The organism is Barnesiella sp. (genome assembly GCF_022723415.1).
GTDB classification, from domain to species: Bacteria; Bacteroidota; Bacteroidia; order Bacteroidales; family Barnesiellaceae; genus Barnesiella; species Barnesiella intestinihominis.
This window is the reverse complement of the sequence record NZ_JAIJHU010000043.1, coordinates 1-23726: the sequence shown is the minus strand read 5'-3', so window position 1 is coordinate 23726 and position 23726 is coordinate 1. Positions and strand designations below refer to the sequence as shown.

Below are 23726 nucleotides of genomic sequence, written 5' to 3'. Positions count from 1 at the left end.
AAATATGGGATATGAAAAATTTTTTGGTTCTCGTTTGTGTGGTAGGGTTACCCTTTTATGTATTGTCACAGTCCTATTATCAATGGGTAGAGAGGGCCGATAGTTGCATCAAGGCGAAAGATTGGGCGGGAGCAGAGTCGGCATTGGTAAGTGCGTTGCGAACCGAGCCCGCGAATGGGCAAAATTCGTTGCTTATGTCCAATTTGGGTACGGTACAACGTTATGCAGGTAATTATGAAGCTGCACTTCGGAGTTATACGAATGGATTGTTGATGACACCTCATTCGGTCACTTTGTTGCGGAATCGGGCGGCTCTTTTTTCCGAAATAGACAGTATAGATCGTGCCTATCAGGATTATAGCCAGATACTGTTAATCGACGATACCGACGAAGATGCGCTGTATCACAGGGGACTGATTGCATTGGAGCGGGGAGATACGATTTCGAGCCGTGCCGATTTTGAACGAATCTTGAAATTGAATCCGGCGAGTGCCAACGGTCGCATAGGTTTTGCTTCGTTGTTGAAAGTGATGGGTTATTATCCCGAAGCCATAGAGGTCTATTCGCAGGTAATTCGGGTAAATCCCGAAAAGGAGATACTCTATGTAGGGCGGGCGGAAGCCTATTTGTTCGCCGGACAATATGCCAAAGCCGATAAAGACATAGAAAAGGCTATCGAGTTGGCTCCCGATGACCCGGTAGTATATGTATTGAGGGCGTTGGGCAAATTGGCGAGGTATGAAAGAGAATCGGCGAAGGCCGATTTGAAACGAGCCGTGGAACTTGGTTATGATTCCAAAGAGGCCGAGCGTTTATTGGAAGAGGAATAGAATCCTTTTTATATTTTTCAGGGACAAGAATAAAGAGAGATTTTTATTCGTTTTGTTGTACCGGCAAAAGAAAATATATACCTTTGTTGTATGATTGGATTGGTACGCCATATTGAGTATTTATTGTTGCATAACGATGATGTTTTTATACCCGGTTTGGGCCGTTTTACAGTTCTCTGTGACGAAGCGAAGATACAATCGGGCGGTACATCGTTTCTCCCACCTGTGAGAAAAGTCGCATTTGAATCCGTTGCGACGGGAGATTCCGGGTTATTGGTTCGTTCGGTTATGCGTGCCGGTTTTATTTCTTGGAACGAGGCGGTTGAGGCTATTGCCGAAGAGGTCGAATCTGTTTATAAACACTTGGAGCAAGGTGGCGATTATGGTTTCGGGCGGTTGGGACGATTGGTCTTAGTCGATGGTAACGTGTGTTTTCAGCCACAGGAAAATAATTCTATCGAGAATCCCCGCTTCGGTTTCTCCCTATTGGAAATAACTCCTCGTGAGGAAGATGCGGAAGATAGGGAGATACCGACGGTTGAAGCCGAAAAAGTTCGTGACCGTGTATATATATCGTTTCATCGTCGTACGGTGCGTGCGGCAGCAGTAGCAGCGGCAATAATTGTGTTTTTATTAATGCTTTCTAAGCCAATCAATACACCCGATACCACTGCCAATTATGCCGGATTATTGTCTGCCGAGTTATTCGGTCAGGCGGATACTACGACCGACGAAGCTGTCGTTAATGATTTTGAATCCGTTTTGGGAATCGATGAAATGCCCGATACGATTGCCGCGGGGGAAGAAAATGTTTTGGAAACCGCTATACACGATATCGAAACAGCGAGAAATACCTACTATATTATAGTGGCTTCGCTTCCGTCAAAACAGATGGCTGAGAAGCAAATCGAGTGTTTTCACCGACAGGGCGTTTCTGCCGATTTACAGATTTATGAGACGGCACGTAAATCACGACTCTATGTAGCATCGTTCGATGATTTTGATGAAGCTCGTCGATACCATTCTCGTTTGGTACAGGAGCAGCCTCTTTTTGCGAATGCATGGATTATGAGGGCGGGAAACTAAGAGAGCCTTTGGGTTACCTCGGGAGAAAAATCTTGTTTTAGTTTCGAATTACCGGATAAGAATGCTTAGTAAAAATCAAATTAAACGCATACAATCGTTAGCTCGAAAGAAAGGACGGAGAGAGGAGGGCTGTTTTATTGCCGAAGGTAATAAACTCGTGGAAGACACACTGTCGGTTTTCGAGTGTGATTTGATATTGGCTACTCCGTCTTGGATTGTTTCGCACGCTCACGAATCGTTGTCTAAGATACAGGAAGTCGACGAACAAGAGATGTCGAAAGTTTCTCAGCTCGTTACGCCGCCCGATGTTTTGGCTGTATATCGCATACCCGAATATCATTTAAATATCGAGACTCTGAAAAAGGAGTTGGTGTTGGCTTTGGATACGGTGCAAGATCCCGGCAATTTGGGAACTATCGTTCGCTTGGCCGATTGGTTCGGTATTCGCCATATCGTTTGTTCCCCCGATACCGCCGATCTTTATAACCCTAAGGTTGTGCAAGCCACTATGGGGGCATTGGCTCGGGTAAAAGTTTATTATAGGTCGTTACCCGATTTTCTCTCTCAGGTGGATTCGTCGGTCGTGTATGGTACATTTCTCGATGGGGAGGATATTTATCATACCTCTTTGACGAAATCGGGGGTAATTGTGATGGGGAACGAAGGAAATGGTATATCGGTCAAGTTGGAACCTTATATTGGGAAAAGGCTGTATATTCCTAATTATCCGGTCGGGCAGCCTACTTCCGAGTCGCTCAATGTGGCGGTTGCAGCAGCGATCACATGTGCTGAGTTTCGTAGGAGGCAAATAGTATAAATAGTATGGCAAAGACAAAATCGGTTTACTTTTGCAATAACTGTGGGGCAGAGTCGCCCAAGTGGATAGGACGTTGTCCCGTTTGTGGCGAGTGGAATACCTATGTGGAAGAGGTAGTGAGCACGAAATCCGCGGCCGGTGGTCGGGGCGAGTTCGGCACGATGGAACAGAGTAAAGTACGTCCTCAACGGATAGACGATATTCAGATCACGGAAGAGTCGCGAATCGATTTGGGAAACGGCGAATTAAACCGAGTATTGGGTGGTGGTCTTGTGCGGGGATCATTGGTGCTGATAGGCGGTGAGCCCGGTATCGGTAAATCGACGTTGATCCTACAAACTGTACTTGCTCTAAAAGGACAGAAGGTATTATATGTATCGGGGGAGGAAAGCGCAAGACAATTGAAATTGAGAGCCGAGCGAATAGGCGGGAACGCTCCCGACTGTTATATCGTGTGCGAGACATCGCTCGAAGATATATTCGTGCATATTCGTAATGTCGCTCCCGATATTGTCGTTATCGATTCCATACAGACGATTGCTACCAGTGCGATGGAGTCTTCACCGGGTAGTGTGGGACAGGTGAGGGAGTGCGCCGCCTCGTTGCTCAAATTTGCGAAACAGACCAATACGCCGGTTCTTCTCGTAGGCCACATTAACAAAGAAGGCAGCATTGCCGGGCCGAAAGTGTTGGAGCACATTGTCGATACAGTATTGCAGTTCGAGGGAGATCGACACTATTTATACCGTATTCTTCGCTCGATAAAAAATCGGTTCGGAAGCACTTCTGAATTGGGTATTTACGAGATGAGGCAAAGCGGGTTACGTGAGGTGAGCAACCCGTCGGAAATGTTATTGACTCAAAATCACGAAGGTTTGAGCGGTGTTGCCATTGCTGTTACGATAGAGGGTATACGCCCTTTCCTTATCGAGACACAGGCGTTGGTCAGTACGGCTGCTTACGGTACGCCGCAACGGTCGGCGACAGGATTCGACCTGCGGCGAATGAATATGTTACTTGCCGTTTTGGAAAAGAGGGTCGGGTTCAAATTGGCACAAAAAGACGTTTTTCTCAATATTGCCGGAGGCATAAAAGTTAATGACCCCGCGATGGATTTGGCCGTAATCAGCGCGATACTTTCTTCCAATATGGATATGGCGATTGAGGCAGGAACTTGTATGACCGGCGAAGTTGGGCTTTCGGGAGAGATACGCCCGGTCAATCGGATAGAACAACGCATTCTTGAAGCCGAAAAATTAGGTTTTAAACGTATGCTTATACCTCAAAATAATCTGAAAGGCTTTGATACTTCCCGATTGGCGATAGAATTAGTTGCTGTCCGTAAGGTCGAGGAGGCCTTCCGGCAACTGTTCGGATAAATAGGATATAGAGAATATGATTCGAGAATTGCAGTTAAGAATTCTGCCCGAACAAGCAGCTTCGGAACAAAGCATAGCAGCATATGTGGCTCGGGAGCAGAGTATGGATATACGATCGATAAAGTCTGTGAGGGTATTGAAACGCTCGATAGATGCCCGTCAGCGCACGGTCATGGTGAATTTGAAAGTGCGGGTATACATCGACGAATTCCCGCAAGACGACGAGTTCCCCCGTATCGAGTATGGCGATGTTTCGGGTAAGCCTCGGGCGATTGTCGTGGGGGCTGGGCCGGCGGGGCTTTTCGCGGCATTGCGTCTGATTGAGTTAGGTATTTGTCCGGTCGTTGTCGAACGAGGGAAAAACGTGCATGACCGTCGCAAGGATATAGCTCTTATCAGTCGGGAACAGAGAGTCGACCCGGAGTCGAATTATAGTTTTGGAGAGGGGGGAGCCGGAGCGTTTTCCGACGGTAAACTCTATACTCGCAGCAAGAAGCGGGGAAGTGTCGAGCGTATTCTTCAAATTTTTTGTCAGCACGGGGCATCGGTTTCAATCCTTTCTGATGCTCACCCTCACATCGGGACCGACAAGTTGCCGAGGGTAATCGAGCGCATGCGGAATCGTATTATCGAATCGGGTGGTGCGGTACATTTCGAGACCCGAATGGAGCGTTTGATTATCGATGGCGATGAGGTGTGTGGAATCGTTACAGCCGATGGTCGTGAATTTACCGGCCCTGTTATTTTGGCAACGGGGCATTCGGCTCGCGATGTTTATTATATGTTGCACGAGAACGGGGTGGAGTTGGAATCCAAAGGTATTGCCGTAGGTGTGAGATTGGAACACCCGCAACAGTTGATAGATTCCATTCAATACCACAATCCCGAAGGTCGGGGGAAATATCTTCCGGCTGCCAAATATAGCTTTGTCACGCAGGTGAAAGGGCGAGGCGTCTATTCGTTCTGCATGTGCCCCGGCGGATTTGTAGTCCCGGCAGCCAGTGGTCCCGAACAAATTGTTGTAAACGGTATGTCCCCGTCGAATAGGGGTTCGGTATGGGCCAACTCGGGTATGGTTGTGGAGTTGCAGCCGGAGGATTTCGGAGCCCGGTTTTCTATGTTTGGAGTTTTGGCGGGGATAAAATTTCAGGAGGATCTCGAACGGCAGTGCTATTTGAACGGGAACTGCAAACAGACGGCTCCTGCCCAGCGCATGACCGATTTTGTCAATCGTCGCAATTCGTTCGATTTGCCTCGCTCCTCTTATTCACCGGGACTCATCGCTTCGCCGTTGCATTTCTGGTTACCCGATTTTATCGCCGCCCGGTTGCAGGAAGGATTCAAATATTTTGGGAAAGTATCTCATGGATTCCTCACCCGGGAAGCCGTGATGATAGGGGTGGAAACTCGCACCTCTTCTCCTGTACGAATACCACGTGATAGAGAGTCGATGACTCATATTCGTTTGCGGGGATTTTACCCATGCGGCGAGGGAGCTGGTTATGCGGGAGGAATTGTTTCGGCTGCTATCGATGGGGAACGTTGTGCCGAAGCTCTGGCTATGCAAATTAAACAATCGTCGTCTTTCGATCGTTCTGTTTAAAACGAATATATGAGGCTGATTTATCTTTTTCATAGCGGGTTTTTGATCGAAGCCGAGGATTTTTCAATCATATTCGATTATTATCGAGGAGGTGAAAATATCATAGAGAAGGCTTTGCGTAGGCGGCAGCCTATGTATGTTTTGGTATCCCACGAACATCGCGACCATTATAATCCCGAAATACTGACTTGGAAAAATTTGAAAACCAATATACATTATATTTTCCCTTGCGAAATGTCCTCGTTGGACGAGCTTTCGGGGTTGCCGAATATCGTGTATCTCGATCGGGGAGAAAGTTATGAAGATGACCGATTACGGGTGAATGCATTCGGCTCCACCGATATGGGGGTGTCCTATTTGGTAACAGCCGAGGGTAAAACAATTTTTCATGCTGGGGATTTAAACAATTGGCATTGGCGTGACGAATCTACCGAAGAAGAGGTGCGGGAAGCTGAAACTGCTTATTTATCGGAATTGTATTATATGAAGCGGGCTATTAAGTCTATCGATGTGGCGATGTTTCCGGTCGATGCCCGATTGGGAAAGGATTATATGAGAGGTGCAGAGCAGTTTGTCGGGGAATTTAATGTAGGTATGTTTGTCCCTATGCACTTTTATCCGGCAGTGCGTAAAGCCGAATCCTTTGCTCCGATAGCGAAGCGATACGGTACAGAATTTGTTTTATTAAGTAGTACGAGAGATTCAGTAATTATATAATAAATGCTTATAAATCATGGAAGTAAAAGCAAAATTTGACCATTTTAATGTGAATGTAACAGATTTAAATCGCAGTATAGAATTTTATTCGAAGGCATTAGGTTTTACCGAAGTTCGTAGAAAAGAGGCTGCCGATGGTTCTTTTGTATTGGTGTATCTTACAGATGGAGTTTCTCCGTTTTTGTTGGAACTCACTTGGCTGAGAGACCATAAAGATGTATACGAGTTAGGCGAAAACGAAAGTCACTTGTGTGTGCGGGTATCGGGCGATTATAATAAAGTGAGAGCCTATCATAAAGAAATGGGATGCGTATGCTTTGAGAATGAAGTTATGGGACTCTATTTTATTCACGATCCAGACGACTATTGGATTGAGATACTTCCAGCCAAAGAGGGTATTGCTTTATAAATAGTGAAAAGCTGCATTTCTTGACGTAAGGATGCAGCTTTTTTTTAATTGAGTTGATAGAATGGCAAAAAGATTTTACCTTTGTAACATTCCATTACATAAGATGGTATGGAAATTTGTTCGATTGGATAAATAGCTTAGATGAATCGGGTAATTGATTTTCATTGAAGTTAGTTTGTCAAGACCATGAATTTACATAAGAGTTTGGTATGATCACATTTTGCATTGCTTTGTTGCTGTTAGTTGCCGGATACTTCGTTTACGGTGCTTTGGTTGAAAAAGTTTTTGGGGTTAATCCGGGGAGGCAGACACCTGCCTATACCTCGACAGACGGTATCGATTATATTCCTATGCCGACATGGAAAGTTTTTCTCATACAATTTTTGAATATAGCTGGGTTGGGGCCTATTTTCGGAGCCATTATGGGTATCCTTTACGGGCCTTCGGCCTATTTGTGGATTGTGTTCGGGACTATATTCGGTGGAGCTGTGCATGATTATCTGTCGGGTATGCTTTCGGTTCGTCGGAATGGGGCTAGCCTGCCCGAGTTGGTCGGCGATGAACTGGGGTCGGGAGTTAAGCAGGTCATGCGGATTTTCTCTCTGCTTTTAATGATATTGGTAGGGGCTGTGTTTGTCGTAAATCCGGCTAATCTACTCGATTTACTTACGGGGGAAAATACGACCACGACCATGTGGATTGCTATTATATTCGGGTATTATATATTGGCTACGTTGCTTCCTATCGATAAACTGATAGGGCGGCTTTATCCTTTATTTGGATTTGCTTTGCTGTTTATGGCGATCGGGATTATGATATCTTTGTTTTTGCGTCCAGACAGTTTACCGGAATTTCACGAAGCGATAGGTTATACACGACCGGACTCTGATGTAAATCCCATATTTCCTATGATGTTTATTTCGATAGCTTGTGGTGCTATTTCTGGTTTTCATGCTACACAATCTCCGATGATGGCTCGTTGTCTGAAAAATGAAAAAATGGGACGTCGGGTATTCTATGGGGCAATGGTTGTCGAGGGTATTGTCGCTTTAATTTGGGCGGCTGCGGCGATTGCCTTTTTCAATGGGTCATTCGATGCACTTTCTGAGTTCTTGAAAGGGAAAACTCCGGCTATTTTAGTCAATGATATATCGGTGGGCTGGTTAGGAACTTTCGGTGGAATTTTGGCTATGCTCGGTGTCATTGCGGCGCCGATAACCTCGGGCGATACTGCGCTCCGGTCGGCGCGTTTGATTGCTGCCGATTTTTTGCATATTCCTCAAAAGAAAATCCGAAATAGACTATTGGTTTCTATTCCGATTTTTATTCTTGCATGGCTCGTGATGATGATCGATTTCGAAGTGCTTTGGCGCTATTTTGCATGGTGTAATCAAACTTTGGCTGTGTTTACATTGTGGGCATTGACTGTTTGGTTGGCTAAGGAACATAAATGTTATTGGCTCACTTTGATTCCGGCGCTGTTTATGACGATGGTGACGGTTACTTACATATTTTTTGCTCAGGAAGGGTTTCGATTGTCCTATTCGGTTTCGCTGGGCATAGCCGTCTTCGTTACGTTGTTATTGTCATTTTTGTTTATCCGGTTTCTCCGTACTCTATCGAAGAGGGGGGCTATAAAGAAATAATCGATTAGTGTCGTTATGAATAATTTGACTAACTATCATTCTCATTGCGATTTTTGTGATGGGCATGCCCCTATGGAACTTTTTGTACGGGAGGCTGTGAAAGAAGGGTTTTCTTCATACGGTGTTTCCTCTCATGCTCCATTTCCTGTACAGAATGGTTGTAATATGCAAAAAGAGAAAATGACGGCCTATTTGGAAGAATTTCGTCGTTTGAAGCAACTGTATTCCTCCGAGATAGATTTATATATAGGTCTTGAAATAGATTTCTTAGACGATTCGTTCAATCCTTCTATCGACTATTTTCAATCCCTTCCTCTCGATTATCGTATCGGGTCTGTACACTATATCGTTGCGCCCGATGGTACGCCTGTCGATACAGATGGATCACCGGAACGATTTCGGAACTATGTGGATATGTATTTCGATGGAGATGTTAAAGAGGTAGTTCACCGATTTTATCGTAGTTCCTTTCGTATGATCGAGCTGGGGGGCTTCGACTTTTTGGGACATTTGGATAAAATAGGATTGAATGCCTCTCTCTATTGTCCGGGATTGGATCGTGAATCGTGGTATAAAAAATGGGTGACAGACTATCTTGAAGAAGTCGCTTCTCGAAATTTATTGGTCGAAGTCAATACGAAGGCTTGGGAGACTCGTGGTCGTTTTTATCCGAATCATGATTATTTCGAGTTGATGAATGATTTGGGAATTCGGGTAGTCGTTAATTCGGATGCCCATTATCCCGAGAAAATAAATGCCGGCCGGATAGAGGCATTGTACGCTTTGGCACAAGCCGGGTACACCAATGTCTGGCAATTTTGTAAAGGTAATTGGGTCGACGTTCCTATTGAGGATTAAATTCCGTTCGTTTCCTTTCTGTAATAATGTAATTGTTTCTTTCTTAGTTACAGCTTTTTTTGTATCTTCGTGCCGATTTTTACGCAAAGATTATTTAAGAAATATATGGGCAAGAAATTCACCGAATATTCTCGTTTCGACCTCTCGGAAATCAATAAAGAGGTTTTGAATCAATGGGATAAGCAAGATCTTTTTCATCAAAGTTTGGAAACGCGCGAAGGGTGTCCTTCATTCGTATTTTACGAAGGTCCGCCTTCGGCCAATGGTATGCCGGGCATTCACCATGTGATGGCTCGTTCCATTAAAGATATATTCTGCCGGTACAAAACCATGAAGGGATTTCATGTGAAGCGTAAAGCCGGGTGGGATACCCATGGATTGCCCGTTGAACTTGGGGTTGAAAAGGCTTTGGGTATCACCAAAGAAGACATCGGTAAAACCATTTCTGTGGCCGATTATAATGCGACTTGTCGTAAAGACGTAATGAAATTTACCCGCGAATGGGAAGACTTGACACACCGTATGGGGTATTGGGTAGATATGAAGAACCCCTATATCACGTATGACAATCGTTATATCGAGACTTTGTGGTGGCTGCTCAAACAGTTGTATAATAAAAATTATCTTTATAAAGGATATACCATTCAACCTTATTCTCCGGCAGCAGGTACGGGATTGAGTTCACATGAGTTGAACCAACCCGGTTGTTATCGTGATGTGAAGGACACGACTTGTATAGCGCAATTCAAGATTAAGAATCCGCGTACGGAAATGACCGCTTTCGGAGAACCCTATTTCTTGGCATGGACCACTACTCCGTGGACGTTGCCTTCCAATACGGCTCTTTGCGTAGGCCCGAATATCGATTACAATCTTGTACAGAGCTATAATCCTTATACCGGTGTACCCATTAGTGTAATAGTGGCGAAAGTTCTCGTGCGGACTCTATTCAATCCGAAAGCCGAGGGGCTTTCGTTGGAAGATTACAAGCCCGGAGACAAACTCATTCCGTGGAAAGTCGTTGCAGAATATAAAGGTAACGATTTGGCCGGAATGGAGTATGAACAACTGTTGCCGTGGGTAAATCCGGGAGAAGGAGCTTTCCGGGTTATTACCGGTGATTTCGTGACAACCGAAGAAGGTACAACCGGTATCGTGCATATCGCGCCTACATTCGGTGCAGACGACGATCGTGTAGCCAAGGCCAACGGTATTCCTCCTTTGATGATGCTCGATAAAGACGGCAATCGCCGTCCTATGGTCGATATGACCGGTAAATTCTATCTGATAGAAGACCTCGAACCTGATTTCGTTAAGCAGAACATAGATGTGGCAGCTTATGGCGAATATGCCGGCCGTTATGTAAAAAATGCTTATGATGCCGCACTTACGGCCGATGATGCCACGCTCGATATCGATATTTGCGTTTTGTTGAAGCAAACGAACAAAGTATTTAAAATCGAGAAACATGTACATAGTTATCCGCACTGTTGGCGTACCGATAAGCCTGTGCTTTATTATCCGCTCGATAGTTGGTTCATTCGTACGACGGCTTGCCGTGATCGCATGATAGAACTCAACAACACGATAAATTGGAAACCGCAGTCTACTGGGTCGGGACGTTTCGGGAAGTGGCTCGAAAATTTGCAAGATTGGAATCTTTCCCGTAGCCGTTATTGGGGAACTCCGTTACCTATTTGGCGTACCGAAGACGGGAGTGAAGAGATTTGTATTGGTTCGGTCGAAGAATTGTATAATGAGATAGAGAAATCTATTACTGCCGGATTGATGAATGAGAATCCTTATAAGAAACAGGGTTTTGTCCCCGGCGAATATACGGCTGAAAATTACGATAAGATAGATTTACATCGCCCGTATGTAGATGATATCGTGTTGGTTTCCCCTTCGGGAAAACCCATGAAAAGAGAGAGCGACCTCATCGATGTTTGGTTCGATTCGGGTGCTATGCCTTATGCGCAGATACACTATCCTTTCGAGAATAAAGAAGTATTTGACAAGCGGGAAGTATATCCTGCCGATTTTATCGCCGAAGGTGTAGACCAAACGAGAGGGTGGTTCTTCACGTTGCATGCCATCGCCTCGATGGTTTTCGATAGCGTGGCCTATAAAGCAGTTGTTTCGAACGGACTTGTTTTGGATAAGAACGGAAACAAGATGTCCAAACGATTGGGTAACGCTGTCGATCCGTTCAGTACGATCGAAAAGTATGGTTCCGATCCGTTGCGTTGGTATATGATTACCAATTCTTCGCCGTGGGATAACCTCAAATTCGATTTGGAAGGTGTGGAGGAAGTTCGTCGCAAGTTCTTTGGAACGTTGTATAATACCTATTCTTTCTTCGCTTTGTATGCCAATGTAGACGGTTTCACATTCAGTGAACCCGAGGTTCCGATGGAAAAACGGCCTGAAATAGACCGTTGGATTATCTCTCTTTTGAACTCTTTGATTAAAGAAGTCGACGAACAGTTTGCCGCTTACGAGCCTACTCGTGCAGGGCGGGCTATATCGGATTTTGTAAATGACAATCTCAGTAACTGGTATGTTCGGTTGAACCGTAAACGCTTCTGGGGCGGAACGATGACGGAAGATAAATTGTCGGCATATCAAACGCTTTATACTTGCCTCGAAACAGTTGCCAAGCTCATGGCTCCTATTGCACCTTTCTATGCCGATCGGCTCTATACAGACCTTACTGCGGCAACTGGACGAGATACTCGATCGGTACATTTGGCCGATTTCTCGGTAAGTTGCAACGATTATATCGATTTGGCTCTCGAAGAGCGTATGCAGATTGCTCAGACTATGACTTCGATGGTATTGGCTTTACGTCGTAAAGTGAATATCAAAGTACGCCAGCCGCTCACGACCTTGATGATTCCGGTATTGAATAAAGAGCAACAGACTCATATCGAAGCCGTGAAAGATTTGATTCTGAGTGAAGTGAATGTGAAAGAAATGAAGTTTGTCGATAATGCGGCAGGTATATTGGTAAAACGGGTCAAACCCGATTTCAAAAAGCTCGGTCCGCGTTATGGAAAGATTATGAAACAGTTGGCAGCTACGATAGCCTCTATGTCGCAACCGGATATTATCGAATTTGAAAAGAACGGAACTTTTACTTTTGAGATAGATGGGCAACAAGCTACTATCGAAGCGAGCGATGTAGAAATTATCTCTGAGGATATTCCGGGGTGGTTGGTTGCTAACGAAGGTAATCTTACGGTAGCTCTCGACATTACGGTGACCGACGAATTGCGCCGCGAAGGTATTGCCCGCGAGCTGGTGAACCGTATACAGAATATTCGTAAAACTTCGGGCTTCGATATTACGGATAAAATCGATGTATATATCGCTTCGAACGGGGAGACCGATTTGGTTGTGGAGGAATATCGCGACTATATGTCTCGACAGGTCTTGGCCAATACGTTTGAGATATTGGGAGCTCTTTCCGGAGAAGCAGTCACCGAGCTGGACTTCGATACGTTTAAGGTGAATATCAGAATTGTTAAATCCATGAAATAATGGAGGTCCGTAGGGATATTTCTGTTATATTTGACCGGATATAGAACAATTTCCGTTTGTGGTCGGTTCTTTGAATAATTGAATGTGGAATTTTAAGTAGCAATAATTATGAGTGAAAAAACACGTTATTCCGATGCTGAACTTGAAGAATTTCGGCAGATTATTAATGAAAAGCTCGAAAAAGCATATCGTGATTATGATTTGTTGAAAGCCTCGATTATGAATACCGATGGCAATGATGTTACCGATACATCGCCTACATTTAAGGTGTTGGAAGAAGGTGCTAGCACTCTCTCCAAAGAAGAGGCAGGACAATTGGCGCAACGGCAGATGAAGTTTATTCAGCACTTGCAGGCTGCTCTTGTACGCATAGAAAATAAAACATACGGGATTTGTCGGGAGACCGGTAAGCTGATTCCGAAAGAGAGACTTCGTGCTGTCCCTCATGCGACTTTGGGAATTGACGCGAAGGAAGATGGAAAAAGAAAATAGTTTGCCGGTATCCATATCAATCTGTTCTTTGTGGAAACAGGTAGAGTGGATTGGCAGTTTTTATGAAACTTGTTGAAAAGTGATATTAAAATTCGACCTTCGGGGGCTGTTCTTTGGATAGAAAGCACGAAGGTCGAATCTTTTTGAAATAGGAAAAAGTGAGAATCTTTTTATTTTGGATATGAAGAAATTGACCAGAGGGCAGGTTGCTCTTATTACGATTGTTCTTGTACTCATTGTCGACCAAGCCGTGAAGATATGGGTGAAAACTCACATGTATATCGGTGAATCTATACGAGTGACCGATTGGTTTTATATAGCGTTTATCGAAAATAACGGTATGGCCTTCGGCATGGAAGTGGGAAGCAAGCTATTCTTGTCTCTGTTCCGTATTGTTGCCGTTGTTTTTCTGTCGTGGTGGATGCTGAAAATTAAGAATCGTCCCCAAGTCGCTACGGGATTCATCGTTTGCTTGGCTTTGATTATAGCGGGAGCTGCGGGAAATATTGTAGACTGCCTGTTCTATGGATTGATGTTTAACGATCCTGTTCCCCCTTTGGTAGCTTCTTTTGTGCCGGGAGACGGGTATGCTGGGCTATTCTATGGGCGAGTTGTGGATATGCTCTATTTCCCTCTGTTCAGTTTTTATTGGCCCGATTGGATACCGTGGATAGGAGGTGAGCGGTTCGAGTTTTTCCGTCCGGTATTCAATATTGCCGATTCGGCGATTTCGGTCGGAGTGGTTTGTATGATTCTCTTTTATCATCGTTATCTCTCTTCCGAAAATAAACAAGTTGAGAAATCCGAATAGCTTTATGAAAAATCCGATATGGATCATATGGTTGGTTTTATGTTTGTCGGCATGTGGCAGCCGTACTCCGGATTATGTCATTAGTGAGAAAGATATGGAGGATTTGTTAGTCGATATACACAAATCCGAAGCTGTCATAGAATCGAACTATAATATCTATAACAACAATGCCGATAAGAAAAAAATAAGAGAAGCCGTATTTTTGCGGCATGGAGTCACTCGGGAACAGTTCGACACGACTCTTGTATGGTATGGGCATCATATTGAAACCTATATGAAAATATACGATCGTGTGGTGGAACGATTGAAAGCCGAAAATGAGGAGGCCAAAAAACTGTTAGCAGAAGAAAATTCCCAAACGATGTCGCAGCCGGGCGATAGTGTAGATGTATGGAAACAAAGGCGGAGCCATATCTTCGACTCCCGGTTATCTACCAATTTGTTAGCGTTCGATATCGCTCCCGATGAAAACTTCCGTACTCGCGATTATTTCGAGTTGAAATTTAAAGTCGTCATGCTACCTAAATTAAGCGTGAACCCGCAAGTATATATGGCCGTACGTCATACCGATAATGGGGTGGCATACAACAGAATCGATATAGATAAGGGAGGGTGGTTCTCTTTGCCGTTACAATCCGATTCTGTTACGGCGTTGTCCCGTCTTTACGGATATATCGTTCTTCCGGAGCAATCGGTTCGGGAGAAGGTATATATCGATAGTTTGATGTTGATTCGTAAGCACTATAACGATCGTATTCTCGATGTGAATAATCAGGTGTATATGCCAGAGCAGTCGGTCGTAAGTGGCGAATCTAAGAAAGCCGTTGCAAAACGGGTTACCAAATTAAAAAAGTTAGGTTCATAAGAGAAGATCATTGGATTATGAAGAAAGGATTCTTTTCGCATCAGTTGTGTTATAGGCGGTCGTTGCTCAATAAACACATTCTCTATCTCACTTTCGACAATAAAGTTGATAATATATTGCCGTTTCAGCGAGAAGTATCCTTGACTACCTTTTGTGAAGGTGTGTTGTTTGTCGTGTCGCCCGGTTTCGAACAGGAAAAAGAGGAGTTCTGTCGCATATTGCGGGAACAGCTCTCCGGCAATCCTTTGCTCACGGTAGGAGAGGCTATTATTCATAATCCCATCTATCTTCGTAATATGGCCGACGACATCGCCCCTTGCAGTCTGTATACTGTCACATCGATAAATTGGGCGACAGCTCGGTTAAGAGACGACGAACTCACGTTGGTGAAAGTACTCTGAACAGACTCTTGTTTTATCAGCATGATTATGTTTTAGCTGGTGAGAAAAAGTATTCAACCTTTTCCCGATTCCAATGATTATCGAAGATAGGGAAAATATCGCTTGATGTCGTTCTCGGTTTCGCCCGGTTAATACTCTAAGATATATAAAGCTCTTGGGGGAAACTCCATAATGGGGGAGAACTCGATCTGTCGGTGTGTAATAATATCATGGGCGGATTGTACTTCCGATAAAATCTCGTTATAACGGCTCATGTCGACCGTCAGTGGAGAGTCGTTCCCGTTCATGATAACCAACACATTTTTCCCTTCGTAGCTGCGGCGATATACATACAATCCGTTGTTCGGCATGAAGTGCATCATCTCCCCGTGTGACAGACAGGGATTGTTTTGTCTCCATTTCAAGAGAGTCCTGCAAAAGTCGAAGGCTTCGTTTTGCAGGGGAGTGCGGTCTTGGGATAAGAAATCGTTAATCGTATCGCCCGGAAATCCTCCCGGAAAATCGAGGCGGACCAATCCGTCGGTCTTTTGCTTGCTCCCGTGCATTAGAATTTCTGTCCCGTAATAGATTTGGGGAATTCCACGGGTTGTCAATAGGAATGCGATGGCTTGTTTGTAAAAGCCCAAGTGGGAGGGTTCGGACAACAGAAAACGATCGGTGTCGTGGTTGTCGAGGAAGTTAAGTACATTCATTGGGTCGGCAAACATGAAGTCGAGTGCAAGGTGGTCGTAGATCAGATTCAGCCCGCCCCAACTGTCGGTTTGCGAAGTAAACGCATCACGGGTTATACCTTGTAGCGGAAAATCCATAACGCTTTTCAAGTGGGAGTTACGTGACGTATCCAAAATGCTGTTCCGTTGCCAATAGGCCGAACCGGTTTCGGTTCCGTACCAGCATTCTCCCACGATGTTGAAATTAGGGTATTCCCGGTTGATGGCGGCACACCATTCGGACATGGAATCGAAAAACACATACGGGTGAGTATCCATACGTATGCCGTCGATTCCCGAAAATTCTATCCACCAGATACTATTCTGAGTCAGATATTTCATTAAATGCGGATTGTGCTGGTTCAAGTCTGGCATGCTCTCTACGAACCAACCTTCTACGGTCATGCTTTTGTCATATTCCGATACGTAAGGATCGAAGTGGGGAGTAAGACGGTAGGACGTTTGTCGATAACCGTCGGGGAAGTTGAACCAATCGTGCGATGGTCGGTCCAAGAACCAGATATGTTGGTCTCCGCAATGGTTGAATATCATATCCATGACGACTTTCATACCCCGGTTATGGCATTCGGTTATCAAATCCCGGTAATACATGTTTGTCCCGAACCGAGGATCGACCCGATAATAATCGGTTGTTGCATATCCATGATACGACCCTCCGGGCATATCGTTTTCGAGAACCGGATTCAGCCAAATGGCCGTTACGCCCAAGTCTTCGATATAGTCCAAGTGCTCGGCGATACCTTTTAAGTCCCCTCCATGCCGGGCATCGGGATTGTTCCGATTTACGGGTGAAGGAAATCGCATGGACGGAATGACGTTTGTAGACGGGTCGCCATCGGCGAAACGGTCTGGCATAATCAGATAAAGTACGTCCGTTGCGTCGAATCCTTTCCGGTTTTTTCCCTGTATGGTTCTTGCATTGAGTGCGTATGGGATATTTTGTTTCTCTCGTTTTCGGCTCAGTTGAATATCGAAATTGCCGGGTTGGGTCTCAGGGGCGATACTCAGATAAAGGAATAAATAATTTTTACTGTCCAGACTGACAGCTTTTGTTAAGGTTACGCCCGGGTAATCTATCTTAATTTTACAGTCGGCGATATTTTTCCCGTATAACATGATTTGTAGCTCTCGGTCTTGCATTCCGGTCCACCAGAATGGAGGGTCGATTCGTTCTATATCTATCTTTGCATAACTTGTGCTTAGGGTGCAGAATAGCAGGAATGATAGGAATATCTTTTTCATACGTATGGCATTTATGGGTTTTTCTGTTGGAGAAACAATTATATGCAAGACTTGGTTCGTAGGCAACTTCATTATAATAGAGAAAGGGAGGAGATAATCTTTATCTCCTCCCTTTCTCTATTATGTTCGCATTATTCGAAATCTTAAACGACTCCTTGTGCCATCATGGCTTTGGCTACTTTCATGAAACCTGCGATGTTGGCTCCTTTCATATAGTTGATGTATCCGTCCGCTTCGGTTCCGTATTTTACACATTGAGTGTGAATGTCGCTCATGATTTGGTGCAGACGTTGGTCAACTTCTTCGGCGCTCCATGAAATGTGCATGGCGTTCTGTGTCATTTCCAATCCCGAAGTGGCTACGCCGCCCGCATTGACAGCCTTGCCCGGTCCGTACATGATACGATGTTTGATAAATAAATCGATAGCTTCGGGACGACAACCCATATTGGAGATTTCACCCACACAGATAACGCCGTTTTCAATAAGCCTCTTGGCATCCTCTTCGTCGAGTTCGTTTTGTGTAGCACAAGGAAGAGCGATGTCGACTTTTTGTTCCCAGGGGCGTTTTCCGGGGAAGAATTGTACTCCGTATTTTTCGGCATAAGGTGCGACTATATCTTCGCCCGATGCGCGTAGTTCGAGCATATAATCTATCTTTTCACCTGAAATACCGTCTGGATCATATACATAACCGTCAGGTCCCGAAATGGTGACTACTTTCGCTCCTAATTGTGTAGCTTTTGATGCCGCACCCCATGCTACGTTGCCGAATCCGCTGATGGCGATTCTCTTTCCGGCGATGTCTATTCCTTTGGTTGCCAGCATTTGTTTTACGAAGTAAAGTCCACCGTAGCCGGTTGCTTCGGGACGAACAAGGGAACCTCCGAATTCGAGACCTTTTCCGGTAAACGTTCCGGTGTGCTCATGCGTCAGTTTTTTATACATACCGAACATGTAGCCGACCTCACGGCCTCCTACGCCTATATCGCCCGCAGGCACGTCGGTGTCGGGGCCTAAATGACGCCACAATTCCAACATGAATGCTTGGCAGAATCTCATGATTTCGGCATCTGATTTACCACGAGGGCTGAAATCCGAACCACCTTTTCCACCACCCATAGGTAGAGTGGTCAGTGCATTTTTGAATGTTTGTTCGAATCCGAGGAATTTCAATATGGAAAGATTTACCGATGCATGGAATCTTATTCCTCCTTTGTACGGGCCTATGGCATTGTTGAATTGTACCCGGTATCCTAAGTTTACTTGTATTTCGCCGTTATCATCTACCCAGGGCACTTTGAAGGTGATGATTCTGTCGGGTTCGACAAGCCTTTCTATCAATTTGGCTTTTTCGAATTCGGGGTGTTGGTTATAAACTTCCTCTATGGAAAGTAACACCTCGTGTACCGCTTGTAAATACTCCGACTCACCGGGGTGCTTTGCCGCCAATGATGTCATGATGTGCTCGATGTTCATAGTCGCGATATTATTAAGTTAAATTCTTGGTTGGGCATCTCTTTGGAAGATGCTCGTTTCTCTTATCGCAAATGTACATATTTATATGGATAAAAAAATTTTTTTTACTACTTTTGAACAATAAAATCGCAAAAAATAAAATGGCAATTTGAAAGCCGGAATCGACACAAAAATAATGAATCGACCGAATATTAACCAATTATATCTGAAAGATACCTCTTTTGCTAACTTAATGCAAAAAAGAGTGTTCAATGTCTTACTTGTTGCGAGCCGATATGATGCTTTTATCATGGAAGAAGACGGGCGGGTGGAGGAACAAATTTACTTCGAATATGTTTCTCTGAATCTGAGTTCGCCTCCTCGGGTGAAACAGGTAACGACCAATGAGGAAGCCTTCGAGGAATTGGCTTTGAAACGTTATGACTTGATTATAACTATGCCCGGAGTCGATTGTTCCGAGACCTTTACGCAGGCAAAGGCGATGAAACGTCTTTACCCTTATATCCCTATTGTCGTTCTGACCCCTTTTTCTCACGAAGTTTCAAGGCGTATAGCAAAGGAAGATTTGAGTGGGGTGGACTACGTGTTCAGTTGGTTGGGTAATGTCGATTTGTTAGTGGCTATTATTAAGCTGATCGAAGATAAAATGAATGCCGAAGTCGATATTACTTCGGTAGGTGTGCAACTCATTCTATTGGTAGAAGACTCTATCCGGTTCTATTCTTCCATTTTGCCTAATTTGTATAATTTTGTGTTGAAGCAATCCCAAATATTTTCGACCGAAGCCTTGAATGATCACGAGCGAATGCTGCGTATGCGGGGGCGTCCCAAAGTAATGTTGGCACGAACTTATGAGGAAGCTATGCAGATATATGAAAAATATTCGGGAAACATGCTAGGTATCGTATCCGATGTTTCGTTCGTTAGGGCAGGCGAAAAAGATAAAAAAGCAGGAATAAAATTTTGCACCTATGTGCGTTCTTGCGATCCTTACTTGCCTCTTATTATCGAGTCTTCCGAACGCGAAAATCAAAAAGAAGCCATTAAGCTCAACGCTTCATTCTTGGATAAAAATTCTAAGAAATTGCCGGTCGATTTGAGAAAAACGATATTGAAAAATTTCGGCTTCGGTGATTTTACATTCATCAATCCTAATACGGGAGAGCCTATCGTGACAATAAAAAATCTAAAAGATTTACAAGACAATATAGATATTATTCCCGACGACTCTCTTTATTATCATGCCTCTCGTAATCACATATCCCGATGGCTCTATTCGCGTGCTATTTTTCCTATGGCCGAAGCCTTGCAGCCTCGACAAATTACCGATTTGAGTGAGATATCTGAGATTCGTAAACTCATTTTCGACGCTATTGTGCAGTATAGAAAAATGAAGAATAGGGGAGTAGTTGCCATTTTCAAGCGTGACCGTTTTGACAAATACTCCAATTTTGCTCGTATCGGTAATGGTTCTTTGGGGGGGAAAGGACGAGGCTTGGCGTTTATCGACGCCATGATAAAAAGAAATCCGACTTTCGATAATATCGAAGGCGTGAATGTGACCGTTCCCAAAACGGTAGTTTTGTGTACCGATATATTCGATACCTTTATGGAGAGTAATAATCTCTATCAAATAGCTCTTTCCGATATTTCCGATGAAGAAATTTTGGAGCATTTTCTTAAAGCGAAGCTCCCCGAAGAATTAAAGCCCGATTTTTTGGCATTTTTCGATGTGGTGGGTAAGCCCATTGCCGTTCGTTCGTCGAGTCTGTTGGAAGATTCCCACTATCAACCTTTCGCCGGTATCTATTCTACCTATATGATACCCTCGTTGGACGATAAGAACGAGATGCTCCGCTTACTGTTAGATGCTATAAAAGCTGTTTATGCCTCGGTTTTTTACGCCGATAGTAAAGCCTATATGACAGCTACGTCGAATGTTATCGATCAAGAAAAGATGGCGATTATATTGCAGGAAGTGGTAGGTACGCAATACAACGATCGTTATTATCCGTCATTTGCAGGAGTAGGGCGTTCGATAAACTATTATCCTATTAATGACGAAAAGGCCGAAGATGGAGTTGTCGATTTGGCCATTGGGTTAGGAAAATATATTGTCGATGGAGGACGCAGTTTACGATTCTCTCCACGGCATCCCAATAAAGTATTGCAAACCAGTACACTCGATTTGGCGTTGAGAGATACACAAACACGATTCTATGCGTTGGATATGAATAGAGGTGAAAAACCTTTCTCTATTGACGATGGCTTCAATTTGTTGAAACTCTCCGTTCGTGATGCCGAGAAAGACAATTCCCTTCGTTTGATGGTTTCTACTTACGATCCTGTCGATCAGATGATCCGGGACGGTTATTATGATGGGGGGCGCAAAGTCGTTACGTTTGCCAATATCTTGCAACATGAAGCCTTTCCGTTAGCCTCTATTCTCGATTCTATGCTTACCATTGGCAGTCGTGAAATGGGACGGCCGGTAGAAATAGAGTTTGCGGGAAATCTTGTAGGGCCGGGTAATACTCCCGGTACGGTCTATTGGTTGCAGATAAGGCCTATTGTCGATATGAAGGAAATGCTTAGCGACGAAGTAATGGATTTACCCGACGAAAGAACCATTCTTAAAAGCAATACGGCGTTGGGACACGGCGTGATGGATAATGTATCTCATATTGTCTATGTAAAATCATCGAGTTTTAAGTCCTCAAATAATGTAAATATAGCACGTGAAATAGAGAAAATAAATCGTACCTTTACCGAGCGGGAAGAAAACTATATTTTGGTGGGGCCCGGGCGATGGGGGTCGAGTGACTCTTCACTGGGAATTCCGGTTAAATGGCCGCATATATCATCAGCCCGTCTCATTGTAGAGTCCGCACTTGATAATTATAGGATAGAACCAAGTCAGGGAACGCATTTCTTTCAGAATTTGACTTCGTTTGGTGTTGGCTATTTTACGGTAAATACATTTGCAGGCGATGGCTATTACGATGAAAGTTATCTGAATGAGCTCCCTGCTGTGTACGAATCGGAATCTTTGAGAATTGTTAAATTTGATGCTCCTGTATTGATAGAGATAAACGGACGCAAAGGGAAAGGTCTGGTGACAAAGCCCGGAGTGGAACAAATTGAAAATAAATAAGGTAGAAAATTATGTCTATATTTAGAAAAACGATGAAAGCGTTGGGGTTTTCTGGCGAAGATGATGAATTCGAGGCTCAACCTTATACTGCTGAAAATATTACGAATGCATGTATTCGGGAAAAAGAGCGACAGGATAATGAGAGTGACGTTACTCCGTCTGCTTCGAGAGTTGGAGAAGACAAAGAGGAGGAACTGCAACTCCCCGATACGCTGCTCGATACATTGTTAGAATTATTGAACAAATCGCTTCCCGATTATATATTGGCCGCACTGGATAAGGAAGCGGAGAAAAAATATCTCTTCGATCGATTAGATAAACCGTTTAAAGAATTTATCTGTGCGGTAAATGAGCGTGCCCGTGAATCCGTTTCACGGAAATGGAAAACAGAACACCTCAATTTAACGAAAGAAATGGAAGAGGCACGGGTAAAAATGAAAGAATTGGAAGAGCAGCGTAATACTATGCAAAGTGCTCAATTAAGCGCCGAACGACAGAAACGGGCGGTGGCGGAAAAAGTGCATGAGCTGGAAGCTCGTATCGCTGCGTTAGAAGCCGAAAAAGAGCAGTTTGAACTGGAAAATAAAAGTTTGGTGAATAAATTGAAAGTCTCTAATGTCCATCAAGAAGAATTGGAGGCAGCTTCTGCCGAAATTGAGAGGTTAAGAGCCGAACTTAAAACACAGAAAGAAAATATATCCGATGTAGAGCAACTTCGCATGGATTTACAGCAGGCTCGCAAAGAACTATCACAGGCAAAAGATAAAGAGACCGAGATTGCAAGTCAGTTGGAAGCAGCTCGACAAGACTTAATGCAACGAGAAGATAAAAATTCACAACTCTTAAAGCAGATAAAAGAGCTTGAAATTCAGCTATCCGAAGCACAGAATGGGTTGAAGGTAGTAGATGAAGTCGAAATTAAATTGCAACAGTTTGAGCAGATAAAAGCATCGAAAGATGAAAAAATAGCACAACTCTTAGACAACTTGCAATCCGTGGAGGAAGAAAACAAACAACTACAAGCTCGACTGAATGATCTGATAGAACAAAAAGAAAAATTAGAACAGGCTGTGACACAGGGAAATGTCGGTAATAAAAACGAAATTGAGTCGCTGAAAAGCGATTTAGAAAATGCCAATGCAATGGTAGCCGCATTGCGAAATCAACGACAAGAACTATTAGCACAGATAGAGAATTTGAAATTTGTGAAAAACACGAATGAAAAACAAGAGCCGGAAACCGTTACGCCAGTCGAAGAGAAACAAGACACATCGTCCGTAATTAGTTTTGAAGTTCGTCAGGACGAAAGTGAAACAAAAAGCAATGTAAAAACTTCGGTAGAGGAATCGAAGGAAGTTACGGAGAATCCCCCTAAGAGTGTTGATACAAACACAGGGGAAGACGATTTTCCGGGTCTCGATTCATTCGATGATAACTGGTTAATTCCTACCAGACCCGATACACCCGAGATGATTGCAAAACGGAAAGAAGAGGAGAAAAAGAAGCGTGAAGCCGAAGAACAGGCTGCTGTGGAGCAAAAGAAAGCGCAGCAAGTTGATTCCTCTCAAATGTCTCTTTGGTAAAATAAATGTAATGTATGGAAAGAGTCCCGTTTAGAGAATGGGACTCTTTTTTTTAGAAGCTGTTTTAAATTTATTCCGAGA

At 44.0% G+C, this 23726-nt stretch carries 18 protein-coding genes; 16 read left to right on the top strand and 2 right to left on the bottom strand.

What is annotated here, in order from left to right; all coding sequences use genetic code 11:
• Positions 1-11: 11 nt before the first annotated feature.
• The 14 genes from QVD32_RS09510 (at position 12) to QVD32_RS09445 (ending at position 15457) form a co-directional block, all read left to right on the top strand.
• A complete protein-coding gene (locus tag QVD32_RS09510) occupies positions 12-830 on the top strand; it encodes a tetratricopeptide repeat protein (protein ID WP_021892246.1) in 819 nt (272 codons plus the stop codon).
• Positions 831-920: 90 nt separating this feature from the next.
• Positions 921-1916 carry an HU domain-containing protein gene (locus tag QVD32_RS09505; RefSeq protein WP_021892247.1) on the top strand — a complete coding sequence of 332 codons (996 nt, stop codon included), beginning with the start codon at positions 921-923 and terminating at the stop codon, positions 1914-1916.
• A gap of 61 nt (positions 1917-1977) precedes the next feature.
• Positions 1978-2733, top strand: a complete 756-nt coding sequence (locus QVD32_RS09500; RefSeq protein ID WP_021892248.1) for a TrmH family RNA methyltransferase — start codon at positions 1978-1980, stop codon at positions 2731-2733.
• A gap of 5 nt (positions 2734-2738) precedes the next feature.
• Positions 2739-4112 (top strand): DNA repair protein RadA, encoded by a 1374-nt coding sequence (gene radA / locus QVD32_RS09495; RefSeq protein WP_021892249.1) that lies wholly within the window; start codon positions 2739-2741, stop codon positions 4110-4112.
• Positions 4113-4128: 16 nt separating this feature from the next.
• The gene (locus QVD32_RS09490) at positions 4129-5715 is read left to right on the top strand and encodes an NAD(P)/FAD-dependent oxidoreductase (RefSeq protein ID WP_021892250.1); all 1587 of its coding nucleotides are present in this window, start codon (positions 4129-4131) and stop codon (positions 5713-5715) included.
• A gap of 9 nt (positions 5716-5724) precedes the next feature.
• Complete coding sequence (locus tag QVD32_RS09485) at positions 5725-6432, top strand: MBL fold metallo-hydrolase (protein WP_021892251.1); 708 nt, start codon at positions 5725-5727, stop codon at positions 6430-6432.
• Between the two features lie 16 nt (positions 6433-6448).
• Positions 6449-6841: a VOC family protein gene (locus tag QVD32_RS09480; protein WP_021892252.1), complete on the top strand. Its 393-nt coding sequence runs from the start codon at positions 6449-6451 to the stop codon at positions 6839-6841.
• Positions 6842-7050: 209 nt separating this feature from the next.
• Positions 7051-8487: a carbon starvation CstA family protein gene (locus QVD32_RS09475; protein ID WP_118687567.1), complete on the top strand. Its 1437-nt coding sequence runs from the start codon at positions 7051-7053 to the stop codon at positions 8485-8487.
• A 15-nt stretch (positions 8488-8502) separates the two neighbouring features.
• On the top strand, positions 8503-9345 hold the full coding sequence (locus QVD32_RS09470) for a histidinol-phosphatase (protein WP_021892254.1): 843 nt from the start codon (positions 8503-8505) through the stop codon (positions 9343-9345).
• A 105-nt stretch (positions 9346-9450) separates the two neighbouring features.
• The gene (ileS, locus tag QVD32_RS09465) at positions 9451-12888 is read left to right on the top strand and encodes an isoleucine--tRNA ligase (protein ID WP_021892255.1); all 3438 of its coding nucleotides are present in this window, start codon (positions 9451-9453) and stop codon (positions 12886-12888) included.
• 108 nt (positions 12889-12996) lie between these two features.
• A complete protein-coding gene (locus QVD32_RS09460; protein WP_008860648.1) occupies positions 12997-13380 on the top strand; it encodes a TraR/DksA family transcriptional regulator in 384 nt (127 codons plus the stop codon).
• A 181-nt stretch (positions 13381-13561) separates the two neighbouring features.
• Positions 13562-14191, top strand: coding sequence for a lipoprotein signal peptidase (locus QVD32_RS09455; RefSeq protein WP_021892256.1), 630 nt, complete (start codon positions 13562-13564; stop codon positions 14189-14191).
• 4 nt (positions 14192-14195) lie between these two features.
• Complete coding sequence (locus QVD32_RS09450; RefSeq protein ID WP_021892257.1) at positions 14196-15056, top strand: DUF4296 domain-containing protein; 861 nt, start codon at positions 14196-14198, stop codon at positions 15054-15056.
• Positions 15057-15073: 17 nt separating this feature from the next.
• A complete protein-coding gene (locus QVD32_RS09445) occupies positions 15074-15457 on the top strand; it encodes a hypothetical protein (RefSeq protein ID WP_021892258.1) in 384 nt (127 codons plus the stop codon).
• Between the two features lie 128 nt (positions 15458-15585).
• Here the strand turns inward: QVD32_RS09445 and QVD32_RS09440 are convergent, their stop codons facing one another.
• Positions 15586-17430: a glycoside hydrolase family 13 protein gene (locus tag QVD32_RS09440; RefSeq protein ID WP_021892259.1), complete on the bottom strand. Its 1845-nt coding sequence runs from the start codon at positions 17428-17430 to the stop codon at positions 15586-15588.
• Between the two features lie 143 nt (positions 17431-17573).
• The gene (gdhA, locus tag QVD32_RS09435; RefSeq protein ID WP_021892260.1) at positions 17574-18908 is read right to left on the bottom strand and encodes an NADP-specific glutamate dehydrogenase; all 1335 of its coding nucleotides are present in this window, start codon (positions 18906-18908) and stop codon (positions 17574-17576) included.
• Positions 18909-19080: 172 nt separating this feature from the next.
• Between gdhA and QVD32_RS09430 the strand changes: the two genes are divergently transcribed.
• Both QVD32_RS09430 and QVD32_RS09425 read left to right on the top strand, forming a co-directional pair.
• Entirely contained in the window at positions 19081-22062 is a 2982-nt protein-coding gene (locus QVD32_RS09430; protein ID WP_046412645.1) for a PEP/pyruvate-binding domain-containing protein, read from the top strand.
• An 11-nt stretch (positions 22063-22073) separates the two neighbouring features.
• Positions 22074-23645, top strand: a complete 1572-nt coding sequence (locus QVD32_RS09425) for a coiled-coil domain-containing protein (RefSeq protein WP_021892262.1) — start codon at positions 22074-22076, stop codon at positions 23643-23645.
• The last annotated feature ends 81 nt before the right edge of the window (positions 23646-23726 follow it).